This window comes from Acuticoccus sediminis (assembly GCF_003258595.1).
Taxonomy (GTDB): domain Bacteria; phylum Pseudomonadota; class Alphaproteobacteria; order Rhizobiales; family Amorphaceae; genus Acuticoccus; species Acuticoccus sediminis.
This window is the reverse complement of the sequence record NZ_QHHQ01000015.1, coordinates 1-15,666: the sequence shown is the minus strand read 5'-3', so window position 1 is coordinate 15,666 and position 15,666 is coordinate 1. Positions and strand designations below refer to the sequence as shown.

Annotated in this window: 19 protein-coding genes and 2 pseudogenes; 17 read left to right on the top strand and 4 right to left on the bottom strand. The window is 65.1% G+C overall.

From position 1 onward, the window contains the following. The first annotated feature begins 3 nt into the window (after window positions 1-3). The 10 genes and pseudogenes from DLJ53_RS36470 to DLJ53_RS33040 form a co-directional block, all read left to right on the top strand. Entirely contained in the window at window positions 4-135 is a 132-nt protein-coding gene (locus tag DLJ53_RS36470) for a hypothetical protein (RefSeq protein WP_280525538.1), read from the top strand. Next, a complete protein-coding gene (locus tag DLJ53_RS33080; protein ID WP_111352582.1) occupies window positions 132-617 on the top strand; it encodes a c-type cytochrome in 486 nt (161 codons plus the stop codon). Before DLJ53_RS36470 ends, DLJ53_RS33080 begins: the two co-directional genes overlap by 4 nt. Continuing rightward, window positions 614-1,192 (top strand): DsbE family thiol:disulfide interchange protein, encoded by a 579-nt coding sequence (locus DLJ53_RS33075; RefSeq protein WP_202913492.1) that lies wholly within the window; start codon window positions 614-616, stop codon window positions 1,190-1,192. Before DLJ53_RS33080 ends, DLJ53_RS33075 begins: the two co-directional genes overlap by 4 nt. A 77-nt stretch (window positions 1,193-1,269) precedes the next feature. Beyond that, window positions 1,270-1,548, top strand: coding sequence for a hypothetical protein (locus tag DLJ53_RS33070; protein WP_111352581.1), 279 nt, complete (start codon window positions 1,270-1,272; stop codon window positions 1,546-1,548). Between the two features lie 25 nt (window positions 1,549-1,573). Then, window positions 1,574-1,861 (top strand): hypothetical protein, encoded by a 288-nt coding sequence (locus tag DLJ53_RS33065; protein ID WP_111352613.1) that lies wholly within the window; start codon window positions 1,574-1,576, stop codon window positions 1,859-1,861. Window positions 1,862-1,914: 53 nt separating this feature from the next. Beyond that, window positions 1,915-2,568, top strand: a complete 654-nt coding sequence (locus DLJ53_RS33060; RefSeq protein ID WP_111352580.1) for an SCO family protein — start codon at window positions 1,915-1,917, stop codon at window positions 2,566-2,568. Then, window positions 2,565-3,008, top strand: a complete 444-nt coding sequence (locus tag DLJ53_RS33055; protein WP_211100725.1) for a copper chaperone PCu(A)C — start codon at window positions 2,565-2,567, stop codon at window positions 3,006-3,008. Before DLJ53_RS33060 ends, DLJ53_RS33055 begins: the two co-directional genes overlap by 4 nt. 8 nt (window positions 3,009-3,016) lie before the next feature. Beyond that, window positions 3,017-3,616 (top strand): peroxiredoxin family protein, encoded by a 600-nt coding sequence (locus DLJ53_RS33050; protein WP_146620173.1) that lies wholly within the window; start codon window positions 3,017-3,019, stop codon window positions 3,614-3,616. 195 nt (window positions 3,617-3,811) lie between these two features. Then, window positions 3,812-4,108: a hypothetical protein gene (locus DLJ53_RS35815; RefSeq protein ID WP_211100724.1), complete on the top strand. Its 297-nt coding sequence runs from the start codon at window positions 3,812-3,814 to the stop codon at window positions 4,106-4,108. Continuing rightward, window positions 4,024-4,404: pseudogene (locus tag DLJ53_RS33040) on the top strand (cytochrome c biogenesis CcdA family protein); the annotation flags it as partial. The gene DLJ53_RS35815 and the pseudogene DLJ53_RS33040, both read left to right, overlap by 85 nt. 52 nt (window positions 4,405-4,456) lie before the next feature. On the opposite strand, the pseudogene DLJ53_RS36255 reads toward DLJ53_RS33040, so the two are convergent. The 4 genes and pseudogenes from DLJ53_RS36255 to DLJ53_RS33020 form a co-directional block, all read right to left on the bottom strand. Continuing rightward, window positions 4,457-4,618, bottom strand: a pseudogene (locus tag DLJ53_RS36255) (Nramp family divalent metal transporter); the annotation flags it as partial. Window positions 4,619-4,694: 76 nt separating this feature from the next. Beyond that, window positions 4,695-6,860, bottom strand: coding sequence for a heavy metal translocating P-type ATPase (locus tag DLJ53_RS33035; protein WP_211100723.1), 2,166 nt, complete (start codon window positions 6,858-6,860; stop codon window positions 4,695-4,697). A gap of 499 nt (window positions 6,861-7,359) precedes the next feature. Beyond that, window positions 7,360-8,259, bottom strand: coding sequence for an ImmA/IrrE family metallo-endopeptidase (locus DLJ53_RS33025; protein ID WP_111352577.1), 900 nt, complete (start codon window positions 8,257-8,259; stop codon window positions 7,360-7,362). After that, window positions 8,256-8,621, bottom strand: coding sequence for a helix-turn-helix domain-containing protein (locus DLJ53_RS33020; protein WP_111352576.1), 366 nt, complete (start codon window positions 8,619-8,621; stop codon window positions 8,256-8,258). The genes DLJ53_RS33025 and DLJ53_RS33020 overlap by 4 nt, the downstream gene beginning before the upstream one ends. 121 nt (window positions 8,622-8,742) lie before the next feature. On the opposite strand from DLJ53_RS33020, the gene DLJ53_RS35670 reads away from it, so the two are divergent. The 7 genes from DLJ53_RS35670 to DLJ53_RS32995 all read left to right on the top strand — a co-directional run bounded on the left by DLJ53_RS35670 (window position 8,743) and on the right by DLJ53_RS32995 (window position 15,392). Then, on the top strand, window positions 8,743-9,279 hold the full coding sequence (locus tag DLJ53_RS35670) for a multiubiquitin domain-containing protein (RefSeq protein WP_202913491.1): 537 nt from the start codon (window positions 8,743-8,745) through the stop codon (window positions 9,277-9,279). Beyond that, window positions 9,276-9,656: an E2/UBC family protein gene (locus tag DLJ53_RS35665; protein WP_202913490.1), complete on the top strand. Its 381-nt coding sequence runs from the start codon at window positions 9,276-9,278 to the stop codon at window positions 9,654-9,656. The genes DLJ53_RS35670 and DLJ53_RS35665 overlap by 4 nt, the downstream gene beginning before the upstream one ends. Next, on the top strand, window positions 9,656-10,228 hold the full coding sequence (locus DLJ53_RS36250) for a Mov34/MPN/PAD-1 family protein (protein ID WP_244935221.1): 573 nt from the start codon (window positions 9,656-9,658) through the stop codon (window positions 10,226-10,228). Before DLJ53_RS35665 ends, DLJ53_RS36250 begins: the two co-directional genes overlap by 1 nt. Then, a complete protein-coding gene (locus DLJ53_RS33010; RefSeq protein ID WP_244935220.1) occupies window positions 10,138-11,055 on the top strand; it encodes a HesA/MoeB/ThiF family protein in 918 nt (305 codons plus the stop codon). The genes DLJ53_RS36250 and DLJ53_RS33010 overlap by 91 nt, the downstream gene beginning before the upstream one ends. Continuing rightward, on the top strand, window positions 11,055-11,462 hold the full coding sequence (locus tag DLJ53_RS33005) for a ubiquitination-like system serine protease family protein (RefSeq protein WP_111352575.1): 408 nt from the start codon (window positions 11,055-11,057) through the stop codon (window positions 11,460-11,462). The genes DLJ53_RS33010 and DLJ53_RS33005 overlap by 1 nt, the downstream gene beginning before the upstream one ends. 140 nt (window positions 11,463-11,602) lie before the next feature. Then, window positions 11,603-12,853 (top strand): AAA family ATPase, encoded by a 1,251-nt coding sequence (locus DLJ53_RS33000; protein WP_162409801.1) that lies wholly within the window; start codon window positions 11,603-11,605, stop codon window positions 12,851-12,853. After that, window positions 12,846-15,392, top strand: a complete 2,547-nt coding sequence (locus DLJ53_RS32995; RefSeq protein WP_111352573.1) for a S8 family peptidase — start codon at window positions 12,846-12,848, stop codon at window positions 15,390-15,392. The genes DLJ53_RS33000 and DLJ53_RS32995 overlap by 8 nt, the downstream gene beginning before the upstream one ends. Window positions 15,393-15,666 lie beyond the last annotated feature (274 nt).

Here is a 15,666-nt window from a genome sequence, read left to right as displayed (position 1 = left end):
TGCATGGGCGGAATGATGGACGGGCCGATGATGGGCGCGATGATGGTCGGCGGAGGTCTCGTGCTGCTGCTCGTCCTCGCGGTTCTCGTTCTCAGCCTCGTGGCGCTGGTGAAGTACGTTCGAGGGCCGAGATGAAGCGCAGAGCGATGGTCCTCGCCGGCGCCGCTGTCGCGGGCCTGATAGCGATTGCCGCGCTTGCGCAGAAGCAGGACGGCGAAGCGCGTGTGGACGGCGTGACTTTCCTTGGCGAGCCCGTAACGGCAACCGAGATCGCCCTGGGGCAGGACCTCTATGCCGCCAACTGCGCGTCGTGCCACGGCGCCAGTCTCGAGGGACAACCCGACTGGAGGCGTCGGCGCAACAACGGCCGGCTGCCGGCTCCGCCGCACGACGAGACCGGCCACACCTGGCACCATTCGGACCAGGATCTATTCAAGATCACCAGGAGCGGCGTCGAGGCGGTCGTGCCTGACTACGAGAGCGACATGCCAGCCTTCGAAGGCATACTGACCGATGCCGAGATCCGTGCGGTTCTCGCCCACATCAAAAGCACGTGGCCCGAACGCGAGCGCGCGGTGCAAGCGAAAATTACCGCGAACGACGAGGGCGGCTCATGAGCGCGAGCGGAGATCACGTCCAGGTATCGAGGCGCGGTCGCTTGGTTCTGCTTCTGCCGTTGGCGGTGTTCGCAGGTCTGGCCGTCGGGCTCTTCTGGGGGCTTTGGTACAAGGATGACCGGCTGCCGTCGGCGCTGATCGGAAGATCTATTCCAGAGTTCGCCCTCCCGCCCATCGAAGGGCGGCAGGAGGGCCTGTCCTCGGCTGAACTGCAGGGGAAGGTTTCCCTCGTCAATGTCTGGGCGTCGTGGTGCGTCCCCTGCCGCGTGGAGAACCCGCTTCTCGTGGAGCTATACAAAGCAGGCACCGTTCCGATCTATGGGATCAACTACAAGGACGATCCCGAGGAGGCGCTGGCCTTCCTTGATGAGCTCGGTGATCCCTTCACCCGCATCGGGGCGGACCGATCGGGTCGTGTCGCCATCGACTGGGGCGTCTACGGCTTGCCCGAGACCTTCGTGATCGATGCCGAAGGACGCATCGCCTATAAGCACGTCGGCCCTTTCGACCGGCGTGCGCTTGAGGAAGACATCCTGCCGGTCGTGCGCCGGCTGCAGACGGAGCGCGGCTCATGAGGCGTCGACTCCCCTCTATGGGTCGGCGCGATTTTCGCCCAGGTCAGTCACTCATCAACGAAAGGAGCCGGTAGGCCATGACCACTGAGACGACAACCATCCCCGCAAGATCACGGTCCGGCCCGCTGCGACTGCCGCTGGGCCGCCGGGGCCTGATGCTGTCAGCGATGGCGCTGATCGGCGCGGGACTCTTTCTCAACTGGGGCTGGCTCACGGCCGTGGGCGCAGCGCCGCTGATCCTCGCCCTCGCGCCTTGCGCCGTCATGTGCGGGCTCGGGCTCTGCATGATGGGCGGCTCGAAATCTTGCGCGAGCAAGAGCAATCCGGCCGGAGAGCAGGACCCGACGAAGACCTGAACCAGAAAACATGAAGGAGAAGATGATGAATACCACACGCAAGATCGGCTTCGCCGCGACCGCTCTGGCGGCGCTCCTGACGACGGCCGCCCTCGCCCAGGAGGCCGGGGACCAGCCGTCCGATCAGATGATGCAGGGGCAGGACGCCGCGCCCGGCAACATGATGGGCGACGACATGTCGGGCATGGAGGGCATGATGCCAATGATGGAAATGATGAAGAAAATGGGCCCGATGATGGAGGCCTGCACCGAGATGATGCGGGCCAAGGCGGATCAGATGCAGGCACCGGAAGTCGAGCCGCAGGACGGCTGACGTAACACCCGCCCGGGCTACGGCCCGGGCGGGACATCCAGAGGTTCAAGACGATGAGCCTGAAAGACACAACATACTATCTCCGGCGCGTCCGGCTGGCGATGTGGGCCTGCGTGGCGGCCGTCCTGCTCGTGGCCGGCGTCACGCTGATTCTGCGTCCACACTGGCTGACTCCAGCCCCCGAAGCGACCTTTACCGGCGAGGCGGACATCCGCTCGCAGTTCTCGCTGGTCGATCACACGGGCCGCGCCGTGACCGAGGCCGACTTTGCCGGGCGCTGGCAGCTCGTCTTCTTCGGCTTCACCCACTGCCCGGACATCTGCCCGACGACGCTGGCGTACATGGCGAGCGTTCTCGATCTCCTTGGTCCAGAAGCAGAACGGGTGGCACCGCTCTTCATCACGGTCGATCCGGCGCGCGATACGGTTCCGGTGATGGCGGAGTACGTTTCAGCCTTTCATCCCCGTCTCGTCGGCCTGACCGGCACCGAGGCGCAGGTGGCTGAAGCGGCGAAAAGCTTCCGAACCTGGTACGAGCGAGTCGAAGACGAGACGGCACCTGACGGGTACATGATGGCCCACGCCGGTCACATCTTCCTGATGCGTCAAGATGGGGGATTCGACGCGCTCTTTCAGGAAAGAGATCAGCTGCCAGAGGATCTTGCCAAACACATTCTCACACGCATTCGAGAGCAGGACGAACAGTGAGGTTCCTGATTTCTCTGGCGCTTGGCGTCGCGATCCCGAGTGCTGCCTATGCCGAGGTCGCCATAACTAAACCCTGGGCTCGCGCCAGCATCCTCGCCTCCCGCCCCGGAGTAGCCTACTTCACCTTGGAAAGCGACGCGGACGACCGTCTCGTCGGCGCCGCAACACCCGTGGCAGACGAGGTCACGCTTCATGCGACGGAGATCGACGCGGCCGGCGTCGGCCGAATGGTTCAGATTGAAACACTCGATCTTTCGGCCGGAGAGTCGGTGACGCTCACGCCGGGGTACATGCATCTGATGCTGATGGGGCTATCGATAAAACTCGTGGAGGGCATGACCTTCCCGCTGACCCTGCGCTTCGAGACCGCCGGCGAAATCACAATCGATGTTCCCGTCCTCGGCGTGGCCGCCGCCGGGCCCGAGAGGCCTGCGGAATGAGGGCGTTGTTGCTGCTGGTCGTCCTGACTGTCTCCACTCCGGCGCTCGCCAACCATCCGGGCGAGCTTCTCGATGAGACGATGGCCGCAAAGGAGCCCGCCTTTGAACCAGCCGATCGGCGTCCGCCTGCGATCGAGCTGCGAACCGTCGATGATCTGGAGTTCGACCTGCACGATCTCGAGGACAAGGTCGTCGTCCTGACTTTCCTACCCGAGGGATGCGGGCCCCCCTGCGCCGATCAGCAGGCCCTGCTCGTAGAGGTTCAGGAGGCGATCGAGATCACGCCGATGCGCGACATGATTTCCTTCGTGACCGTGGCATCGCCTGACAGCCCGGTCGCTCCGAGTGCGAATGACGCAAACTGGCTCACCGTGACGCCTCGAGACCCCGAGGCTGTCGCCGAGATGAGCGCGGAGTGGGCGGAACTGTCGAGCCGCGGCGGAGAGGAGCCGATGGCCTATGTCCTTGATCGCGGGGCGCGCCAAGCAGGCATCTTTCACGGCACCTCCTTCGCGTGGGTCAACATGGTCCTTTACATCAACGGCCTGACCAATGCCCATCCCCCCGAGTCGGGGCTGCTCGACCGGATCTGGGATCTGTTTCAGTGACGGTCGCAACGCTCACCGGGGGTACGGAGCCAGACTGGATCGCTGTTCTTCGCCGCTACGGTCTATTCTCGGCTGCCGGACATCTCGCCTGGGGAAAGCGGCCATATCCCCTTCTACACGATCTGGGTCGACGGCACTTGGGCTGAGATCGGCTTCGCGATCCTGCACTGCACGGGGGGCGATTTGCTCATCGCCATGAGCACGTTGCTTCTGTCGTTGTTCGTTGTGGGCAACGCGACCTGGCCGTTGGAGCGCCATTACAGGGTCTTGATCGTCGCGCTCGTCTTCGGCGTCGCCTATACAATCTTCAGCGAGTGGCTCAACATCGTCGTTCGGGCGGCCTGGGCCTACCGTGAGATCATGCCGGTGGTTCCGACCCTCGACGCGGGACTGACGCCTCTGCTGCAATGGATCATCGTCCCGACGGCGGCCTACCTTGCCGCCATCAAGCTTCCCTCGACGCGGCGTACCGACGCGGGGGCACGCCAGTGATAGATCTTTCTCTTCTTGGACTTTCCGCGGCGCTCGTGGCTGGTGCCATCTCGTTCGCATCGCCATGCGTTCTGCCGCTCGTGCCCGGCTACGTCTCCTATGTCGCTGGGCGTACGGTGTCCGGCAAGCAGGCGCCCGCCAGGGGGCAGGCGGTTTGGCTGAGCCTCTGCTTCGTCCTCGGCTTCTCCACGATCTTCATTGCGCTCGGCGCGTCCGCCACGGCGCTCGGTCAGGCGCTGCTGCGCTGGCGCTACGAGCTTAACATCGTCGGCGGTGGGATTGTGATCCTGTTCGGATTGTTCATGATCGGAGCTGGCGCTTCTCGGCCATGGAACGGGATATGCGTTTCCAGTTGCCAGGATCCATATAGCCGACCGCGACGAGGTAGCCGGGGCCGACGAAGGCGAGAAAGCGACGGAACTGCGAGCTGCCCCGAGGAACGGCAATCGTGCGGAAAACCTCGGAGAGCGAAGGCGTGTCGCGCCGTTCGCGCCAGCCATCGGATGATACGGTCGTATGCGCCTGTTGCGAATGATTTGCAGGTGCATATTTCTTGCTTTCTGTGGGGGGCGCAATGCCGGCTCGCCTAGGCACGCTCCTCCGGATCGAAGACGAGCAGCCGCAGCGCGTTCAGCGTGACGAGCACGGTCGCGCCAGTGTCGGCGAGGATCGCGATCCAAAGGCCGGTGATGCCGAGCACCGTCGTCACCAGGAACACCGCCTTGAGGCCGAGGGCGATGGCGATGTTCTGCCGGATGTTGCCCATCGCGGCCCGGGCGAGACGGATCAGCGCGGCAACATCCGTCACACGGTTGCGCAGGATCGCGGCCTGTGCCGTCTCGAGCGCGACATCGGTGCCGGACCCCATCGCGACGCCGACGCTGGCGGTTGCGAGCGCCGGGGCGTCGTTGATGCCGTCGCCGACCATCATCACCCGCTCGGCCGCAGTCATCTCGCGGATTGCCGCGACCTTGTCCTCCGGCATGAGCTCGGCGCGGTAGCTCATCCCGAGGCCACCGGAGATCGCGGCGGCGGTGCGGGCGTTGTCGCCGGTCAGCATGGTCGAGGAGATGCCGAGCGCCTTCAGCTGGCGCACCGCGTCGGCGGCGTCCTCGCGGGGCTCGTCGCGCAGCGCGATTACCCCGACGAGCTTGCCCGGCCGGAACACCGCGACGACGGTCTTCCCATCGGCTTCGAGCCTCGCGATCGCCTCGCGCGCCGCGGCTTCGAGAACGCCCCGCTCGTCGGCGTAGCGCGGCGAGCCGACCGCCACCGTCTCGCCGCCGACGAACGCCTCCGCGCCGCGTCCGGCCAGCGCCTTTGCGCCGGTTGACGGCAGCGCCGTCACGCCGTCCGCCTTGGCGCGCTCGAGGATGGCGAGCGCCAGCGGGTGGCTCGATCCGGTCTCGATCGCTGCCGCCAGCGACAGCACGGCCTTCTCGGTGCCCCCGAACGGCACGATCTCTGTGATGCGCGGCCGGCCGGCGGTGAGCGTGCCCGTCTTGTCGAACACGACGGCGGTGGTGCGCGCTGCCACCTCGATCACCGCGCCGCCCTTCATCAGCAAGCCTCGGCGTGCCCCGGACGACAGCGCCGAAGCGATCGACGCCGGCACCGAGATTACCAGCGCGCAGGGGCAGCCGATCAGCAGCAGCGCGAGCCCCCGATAAATCCACGTCTCCCATGGCGCACCAGCGAGGAGCGGGGGCACGACCGCGACGAGGATCGCGACGCCGACCACCGCCGGCATGTAGATGCGGCTGAAGCGGTCAATGAACCGCTCGGTGGGAGCTCGGGCGGTCTCCGCCTCCTCGACGAGCTTGATGACCCGCGAAATGGTGTTGTCCTCGGCCGCGCGGGTAACGCGCACGCGAAGCGCCGCCTCGGCATTGATCGAGCCGGCGAACACGGAGTCGCCCGGCTCCTTCAACCGCGGGACGCTTTCGCCGGTCACCGGGCTCTCGTCGACGCCGGACGCGCCCTCGACGACATCGCCATCGGCGGGAATGCGGTCGCCGGGCCGCACGAGCACGATCTGGCCAATGGCGAGGCTCGCGGCGGCGACCTCGCGGGTTTCGCCGTCCTCCTCTATCAACGCCGTCTTCGGGACGAGCCTGGCGAGGCTGCGGATGCCGTCGCGCGCCTTGTTCGCCGCCACCCCCTCCAGCACCTCGCCGACGGCGAACAGGAACAGGACGAGGGCCGCCTCCTCGGACGCGTCGATCGCCAGCGCACCGAGCGCCGCGATTGTCATCAGCATCTCGATCGTGAACGGCATGCCGGACCGGAGCGAGGCGAGCGCGCGACGGCCGACCGGCAGAACGCCGTGCAGCGTTGCGGCAATGAATGCGAAGCGCGCGAAGTCCGGTGGTGCGACGAGCTCGATGACCCAGGCGGCCGCGAGCAGCGCGCCCGTCATCAGCATAAGGTGGCCCTTGTCGGTCCGCCACCAGGGCCGACCCGTCTCCGGCTCGTCCGCATTGACATGGTCGGAGCTCGACGCGCTGGGCAGCATGGCACCAGGAGCCGGCCGTGGGTGAATACCGTAGCCGACCGCCCGCACCGTCGCCTCGACCTGCTCCGGAGGCGTCCGCTCCGCGTCGATCGTCAGGCGCAGCCGCTCCGACATGATCGTCACGTCCACCTCCTGGACTCCCGGCAGACGCTCCACTGCACCCTTCACCTTCGCGGCGCAGGCGGCGCAGTCCATACCGGTGATCGTCCATTCACGCGCTTCGAAGGTCCTGGTCATTCGGCTCCCGCTCCCGTCCTTGTTGCGGCGGGGCGACACCGTAATTCCTCCGGTGACTAGAGGTTCAAGGGGGTAGACGATGCTGACAGTCGAGCGGCTTGGCGATGCGGCCGGGGTAAAGGTGCCACGATCCGCCATATGAGGGGATCGGTTTCCCGCTCGACGCCATTCGCGATCTTCTCAGCCTGCGGATCAGCCGGCCCCGTTGCGCAAGTTACGACTTAGCAGGCTGTTGAAGAAGGCGTCAGCGCCGCTTTGAGGACGGCCTCGTCACCATTATTGCGAGACCGATCGCGGCCTCCGCTTCCACCGCCTGCGCGAGCAGCCGGCGCGCGCCCTCCCGCAGCACGGTCTCTTGTCGCTCACACATCTCGCACACGGCATCCGGCGTATCCGGCGTGCCGAGGTCCTCGATGTCGATGCAGATCCAGCCCCGGTGCGCCCCCCCACACCGACCATTTGCCGAAGCGGCGAACATCCAGCGGGCCGTCGGTCTCAGTCATCGTCGAAAGCGCGGGGTCCAGCGCTCCTCCATGGCCTCGTCCGACTCGTCTAGCTCGTCCTCATCCCGGTAGGTGTCGTCGAGCAGCTGGGCACAGGACAGCACGGTCAGCACACGATCGTAGCGGCCGAGGTCAACAACCTGTTCGGTAGCTGGGACGGCGCGGGTGCCGCCGAACCAGTCGAGTATGTCGCTGTCTGCTTTATCTCGAAGCCGCCGCCGCTCTGCAGCAGGCTGCCGGGCGATAGAGGCGGTCAGCGTACCCGCGGGCAGGATCGCGCCTTTACGGAGCCAGCTCTGGCCCCTGAGCTGCTTGAGGGCTTCTGACTTGAAGCAGTAATCGACATGGCCGTTGCGGCTGACGACGATCGCGGCGGCGTCTTCAGTCTCGCTTATGTAGCGGATAGCGGCCGCCACGGTGGAGGCTCCAGCCGCGCGCCGGAGCATCTCGATGCCCTGCAGGCCTTCGGGGGCTCGCTTCAGGAGGGTGCGGACAAGCGATGAAGGCATGAGCAGCCCCGACGCGAAGTAGTCGGCCTCGCGCTCATATGGGTCTGACGAGACGAACCCCGCTCTGGAGCTATGGATGCCGGCCTCGAACTGGATGTGGTCTAGATGGCCTTCGGCAAAGTAGTGGCCGAATTCGTGGGCGATGCTGAAGCGCTGGAAGCCCTCGCTCAGGATATGGGTCGCATATCGGATACCGAAAGCGTTTCCGACCCGCAGCAGCATGCCAGATACGCCTTCCTCGTCGGCATCCATCGCCTGTAGCGGGATGCTGCAGGCCGCGGCCAGGGCCTCCAGATCGACCGGCAGGCGAAGTAGGCCCTTGTCACGCAGGACATGTTCGGCGAGCCGAACCAGTTTCCGTTGCTGCAGATCGGGATTGCGGATCATTCGTCCTCCCCGCGCTCCTTCTCGTCCTGCTGGGCCAGGAACCTCATAAAGTCAGCCGCCATCTTGCGGTTCTTATCGGTCAGCTTGTGCACGTCGCGATAGATCGGATCGGCTTCGGCGGCGCCGGCCGGATCCTCTGACCGCCCCAGCAGGTAGTCGGTCGTGACGTTGAGGGCGTTGGCGAGCTTTCGGAGGTTGTCGAAGGACGGTTTCCGGGTGCCGGCTTCAAAATGGGCAACCGAGCTCGGGGGCAGGCCGGTCTCGCGCGCGAGTTCGGCCTGACTCAGCTTACGGAGTTCCTCCCGTGCGGTCCGGAGGCGTTCTTTGAAGATGTCAGATGGGTTGTCGGAGGTGGGATTCATGGCGCTTTCGACATGGTGGGGTTGACGTTTTTTTCGGGCGACCCTATATTATCGACATTGATGGCATGTCGAATACGACATTTGCAAGGGCTGAGAGGCCGCAGACTTACAGGAGGTCGCTATGACGACTGGAACGACAGATATCGAAGACGTTGCGGCCTCTATTGCCGCCGACCGCAAACCCCGTCCGCAGGGGCCGTACCGGATGGAGGTCGGCGATGCCGAGCTCGCCTTCCGGCCGATGCGGATCGACGATCCGGTTCCGACGGGCCGCCAGATTCTCGAAGCAGCGGGTATCCGGCAGGTCGAGGAACATCTTCTGTTCCTGGTCCTCAGCAATGGCGAGCTCGAGGAGTTGCGTCTGGATGAGACCACCGATCTGCGGGGCGGTGGCGTCGAGCGGTTCCTGACTTTCGCCAGTGCGGAATCCTATCGCATCGAACTCGACCGCAAGGTGTTCGAGTGGGGCGCCTGCGCGATCAGCGGGAGGGTCCTGAAGCGGCTGGCCGGGGTCGACCCCGCCACCTACGGCGTCTGGCTCGAGGTCAGGGGCGGCGAAGATCAGCCGGTCGGCGACAGTGAGTTGGTACGGTTGGACGGCAAGGGGCTGGAGCGCTTCTTCACGGGGATCACGCAGACGACGGAGGGTGCGGCGTGAGCCTGCTACCTTCCGCCGATCGCCGGTATCTCGCGGGGCGCGATCTCGCGTATCGGGAGGTGACGGATGGCGCCCAGCGGGGCGTCATCCTCACCGGGTTCAGTTTGCCGGCGGCGAAGTACCAGGTGGATGCAGCCAGCATCCTGATCCTGTTGCCGAGCGGCTATCCGGACGTGGCGCCGGACATGTTTTACGCGCTGCCCTGGCTGCAGCTGGTCCCCGCCCAGCGATATCCGAAAGCAGCGGACCAGCCCGTGCAGTTCGAGGGCCAGCGGTGGCAGCGCTGGTCACGTCACAATACGAGCTGGCGCCCCGGTGTCGACGGTCTCAGCACCATGCTGAAGCGGGTCGAACAGGCATTGCAGGAGGCTGCGTGATGGATGTCGAACTGACGTTGCAGGAGGCGCATCAGGCGGAATTGAAGCGCCTGCTCCATCGGGAGGATGGTACGGAGGCGGCTGCCTATGTGCTGTATGGCGTGAATCAGATCGGCGTCGATCCCTGGTCGCGGCAGGCGCGGCTCCGGTTGACCTCTTTCGAGATCATCTCGATACCCTATCATGATGCCGTCTCGGCCAGCGAGCGCCATATCACCTGGCGTACAGACTCTTACGTCAGCCTCTGCCGCCGCGCGGCGAAGGAGGGGTTGCTGCCCGGCATCGTTCACAGTCACCCGGGCGGCTTCTCGGATTTTTCCACGCAGGACGACCGGAACGAGCGGGAGTTGTTCAGGCTGGCGCGGAACCGGAATGGTGATGAGGCCCGGTTGCTGAGCTTACTGCTGATCGGGAAGGATCGGTTCCGGGCCCGGCTCTGGGTCGTGAGAAGATCCCTCTTGAGGTCGGCACGCTCCGCTCTGTGGGCACCCGGCTCATCTATACGACGGTCGGTGCGGCGACCCCGGAGGCAGCTTTTGACCGGCAGGCCCGCGCGTTCGGCGCCGGGCTGAACAGTATCCTGCGGGGACTTCGGGTCGGCGTTGTCGGTTGCGGCGGCACGGGCAGCGCGACGGCGATGCTGCTGGCGCGGCTGGGTGTCGGCCAGATCGCGCTCTTCGACGAAGACATTGTTGAGGTGACCAACCTGAACCGGCTGCATGGCGCACGGCGGGCGGATGCCGATGCAATGCAACCGAAAGTCGAAGTGGTGGCGCGGGAAATCAGCGAGCTAGGACTTGGGGTGCGGGCACGCGCCTATCAGCGCTGGGTTGAGGACCCGTCCGTGCGGGATGCGCTCAAAGCCTGCGATGTGATCTTCGGCTGCACCGACGATCACGGTGGCCGGCTATTCCTGAACCGGTTCGCGCACTTCTACCTTGTGCCGGTGATCGATATGGGCCTGGCAATCGAACCCAGTCCGGAGGGCGGCCTGCGCGATATGAGTGCCCGTGTGACAGTCTTGACGCCTGGCGCACCGTGCCTGATGTGCCGGGGTGTCGTGGATGCCCGGGCCGCCGGCGAGGAGGCGCTGCGTCGGAACGCGCCCGCCGAGTACGAGCGGCAGAAGCGTGAAGCGTATGTCCGAGGCAGCGACAATCCTGCGCCGGCCGTCGTTACGTTCACCACGGAAACGGCCAGTATGGCGGTCAACGAGCTCCTGCAGGGCCTGGTAGACTATCGGGGTGAGGCCCGGTGGGCCTGGCAGCGAATCCGGCGGCTGGACCGGGGCGAGGAGCGTCGTCAGGGGGCAAAACAGCGGCCTGACTGCCCGATCTGCGTCGACACCCACTACTGGGGTCGTGCCGATGTCGAGCCGTTTCTCGATCGGATCGGCTGATGGAACGCCTCAAGGGACTTTGCCGCGTTGTTCTGGAGCGGATCAGATGGCTTGCCAGAAGCCACCTGATCGCCACGGTTCAGGAGGCGCATCCCGACCCAGAGCGTCTCACATCCGGGCGTTTGGTCATTGTGCGGAGTGGCGGTCTGGACAAGTGGGGCTGTTTCCGCTGCCCGGGCGGCTGCGGCGAGAAGTTGCAGCTATCGCTCAGCCAGCAGCGCAGACCGCGATGGTCGATCGCCGTCGACTGGTTCGGCCGCCCCAGCATCTCGCCGTCGATCCGCCAGACCAATGACTGCCGGTGTCACTTCTGGATCAAGGAGGGCCGGGTCGAATGGTGTCGCGACAGCGGTCACCCAGGATCGAACATCGACGCGCTATCGGCCCGAGACCGGCCAGAGGCCTGACCTTTGCGCCGTGCGATGTCGGCGTGCTGCCCGTCAACACGGTAGCCGACCCGCTGCATCGTACCGTAGCTTGTTGCATAATTCAGACAAGAATCGCATCATGTGTCGCAAATCATGAATGCAGCGGGCGCATCGCGGATATGGACCACTTTGAGATCATCCTTTCCCTGTCACGGGCTGCCGCGGGCGGCGACAGCAACCGCGCGCGTTACCAGATCGAGCGGCTGCGGGACTCGCTGCGGGAGTCGGAGCCACGGCAGGCCGAGAAACTGAGCCGGCTGCTCTCGCGCGAGGTCCGCAAACAATCGTTCGCGCCAATGTCTCTGGAGCGCATGCGGGCCGGGTCAGCGCAGGCCTTGCCCGGCGAAGTGCTGAGCCGGAATACGCCGCTGCCACACGATAAGGAAACCGGGACACCGTTGGCGCGCGTCGTGCAGCCGGACGAGGCAGCCGATGTAGAGCCGGTGTTCAATGAGGCTCTCAAGGCCGCCGTCACCGATCTGATCGAGGAATGGTCCCGCGTGAAGGAGCTCGCAGCGCTTGGCGTGCAGCCGAATTTGCGTTGCCTGCTCTATGGCGCTCCGGGCGTCGGCAAGACCATGCTTGCCCGATATATCGGAGCGCAGCTCGGTCTTCCCCTTGTCGAAGCCCGCCTGGATGGCCTTGTCTCGTCCTTCCTCGGAACCACGGCACGCAATATCGGCGCCCTGTTCGATTTCGCAAATCGCTATCGCTGCATCCTGTTCCTCGATGAATTCGATGCCGTCGCCAAGGCTCGCGATGACGCCCAGGAAGTGGGCGAGATCAAGCGGGTGGTGAATACGCTTCTGCAAAGCCTCGATGCACGGGGGGACCGGGGCTTCACCTTGGCAGCCACCAATCATGAGCATCTTCTGGACCCCGCTGTCTGGCGCCGGTTCGACGGGCGCATCGAGATCGCGCTGCCGGATGAAACCGCGCGCCGGGTTCTGCTCGAGCGGTTTGTGCGTCCGATCGAGCTGACCCGCGAAGAAATCGACATGCTGGTTTGGCTCACGGAAGGCATGAGCGGTGCCGATCTGGAAACGCTTGTCGCCGGGGGCAAACGCTTCCTGGTACTGCATCAGCCGAAGGCCAGCAGCAGCTGCGCTAGTCGCGGCCAATCCATGCTGGCGGGGCTTCGACGGCAAGCAACCCTCAACGGCCATCTGTTCGGTGGCATTCGTAAGGCACTCCTGCTTGGACCAGAGGAGGATCTTGCTGCTGCCTTCGTTGAGCAGGCCGGGCTGACCCAGAATGCAGCGGGCGCCATCGTCGGTTTATCCCAGTCGACGGTGTCGCGCCGCCTGCGGGAGCGCAGCCAGGCAGCGCGAGAGACATCATCGGGGAGAGAGGCGGTGAGCGATGGCTGAACGGGACAGTATCCAGCGCCCGGTTCAGGTCTTCCTCGACACCCGGCGCTTCATTCACCCGCCGGCGCCCGGCAAGCGCGGCCCCAGCAGGGATTTCTTTCAGGGCGATAATGAGGGTTTCCGCCGTCATAAGCAAAAGATGCGAGAGCAGCTCCGCGACAGCAGCCTGCGGCTGCGGGAACAGCACTCAGCCCTGGGCTTCGTTTTAGTGCAGATGCGAGAGGAGGCCCTGGCGAAGAGCTATCGTCCGATCGAGAGGCTGTTCTGCGAGCGGAACCGGTTCGCACTCGTTGGCGGCCGCGGTGTCGGGGAGATGTTCTTCCAGGCCACGCCGGACGCGCTGGACGCGCTCGACACGCTGATCGCCGAGCGGGCAGAGGACGTGCCGCAGGAGCGGGAAAACCCGCGCACCGGAGAGTTCGAAGAACGTGTTTCCGGATATCGCAGCGAGCTTAGTGGCATCGCCGGCATTGGCTTGCTCGAAGCATCGGACCGGCTGGACTTTTCAGCGTCCGAGGCCGTCGCAGCCCTTGAAAAGGAAGGGGCTATCGGCGGCTATCTGGTTGAGCTGTTCCGGCCCGATCCCACGGTCACCGGTGATGCCGTTCGCGCGCAGCTGGACGCCCTGCAACAGCGGCTGGCAAGCGTCGGCAGCCTGTTGGTGCGGCCTGTGGCCGGCCTGCGGGAGCGCCGGCCGACCGGGCTTGCGCTCAGTATTGACCTGCTGCCGGCCGGCACCCCGAACGATATCGTACTGTTGGCGCCAGAGGGCCCGACAGCCGCGCCGGATCGTTCAGCCCGACGGGCCGTCGCCCCTGTCCCCCGCGACAGGTCTGTAAGGCGCCATCAGCTCTTGCTCGAGCAATTAGCCGAAGAACCGCTGGTTCGGCGGATCGCCTTGCCGATGGAAATCGAGCCAGCCCCCACGGGCGCTTCCGAACCGGGCATAGCCATCGACCTGCCGGCTCCGCTCGCTGACCGGGATTATCCTGTGGTGGGCGTGATTGATGGCGGTATCTCCGCTTTGGATGCGCTCGACCCCTGGTGCGCCGGGGTCGCCGGCCCGCTGCTGCCCGGGGACAGCGATCACGAGCATGGCACGTTTATCGCGGGGCTTGTGGCGGCAGGTTCTGCGCTCAACCCGGGTTTCGCCGATCGCCTGGAACGCGAGCCGTGCCGATACTTCGATCTGGCAATCATGCCGCGCAAGCCCTTGCTGGGGCAATACTACAGCACGCCGGATGAGTTCTTCGACCAGCTGGAGGAGCTCGTGGTGCACGCCAAGACGGAGGCGGGAACGCGGATATTCAATTTCAGCCTTGGATCCCCGAACGCACGCACCCGCCACAGCTATTCAACTTTTGCCTCCCGGCTGGATGAGATCGCGCGGCTTCACGACGTCATCTTCGTTATCTCTGCCGGCAATCTTGATGGGGTTGAGCGACGGCCGGAATGGCCGGCAGAGACCGACAAGGCGCTGGAAATGCTGGCGCAGCGGGGTGCGCGCGATGATGGCATCACGGCACCGGCCGAACACATGTTCGGGCTATCGGTGGGTGCCGTGAACCCACCGGGGCTGACGGCGGCGGTGGATGGATTGCCCACGGCCTACACAAGACGGGGTCCTGGCGCGGGCGGGGCCCGCAAACCGGAACTGGTTCACTACGGCGGTGCTGCGCAGCGAACAGGAAACGACACGGGTCTTGCTTCGCTCGATGCCGACGGATCGGTGGTCAAAAAATCCGGGACCAGTTTTGCGGCCCCCTTGGTGGCGGCAACGGTGGCGGCCCTGGATCATCGGCTCGGGGGGCAGGTGTCACGGGAGCTGCTGATGGCGCTTCCGGTGCATCGCTCGACACGCCATCCGGCGATGATGGAGAAGCCGCTGCGCTCGATTGCCCGGGAGTTCGTCGGCTTTGGCGTACCCGGCGACTCCGAAGCCTGCCTTGCCGACGATCTCCACAGCATCACCCTGGTCTTTGCCGATGTCCTGCCGGCGAGACGCGAGCTGTCATTTGTCTTCACCTGGCCGCCCTCCCTGACCGCACCGGATGGCAAATGCCGCGGGGCCGTAGACATCACGCTGGCCTATTCGCCGGTGGTCGATGCGGCATTCGACGCCGAATGTCAGCGTGTACAGCTGGCCGCGACGCTGCATCAGCTCAACGAGACAATGACCGATGATGGTGAGCTCACCCCCAACTACGTGTCGCAGCTGAAGCACTATGACAATGAGCTGCCGCAGAATCTGGACTACACGGAGAAATACCTGCTGGAGAGCGGCCTGAAATGGACGCCGATCAAGCAATATTTCAGGCAGATGCGGGGTGTCGGCAATAGAAGCGACTGGCGTTTGTCACTCACCGCCCTGACGCGGGCCGGGGCCGTAATCCCAGATGAGGGCATCGGCTTCGCCCTGCTGATGACCATCACCGATCCGAAAGGCGCTGCGCCGGTATATGACGAAGTTCGCGCCGAGGTGCTGAGGCGCGGTCTTCGGCTGGCCGATATCACGGCCCGCCAGCAGGTCCGTGTCTGAGCGCACGACTGTGCGGGGAGTTGAGTTGGAGTTCCCCCGGTTTCTTGGACACACTCGCCCTGACTGGAGAGTGCCGCGATGCCGAGAACGAGAAGTCCCTATCCAATGGAGTTCCGCGAATAGATCGTCGCCTTGGCGCGCGCGGGTCGCAGCGTGGAGGTTCTGGGGCGCGAGTTCGAGCCGTGTGCCCATACGATTGTCAATCGGCGCGGAAGTTTGACCCCTTATCGGCGTCCAATTTTGACCCCCTGAAGCTGGGTGATCCCGTCGGCGA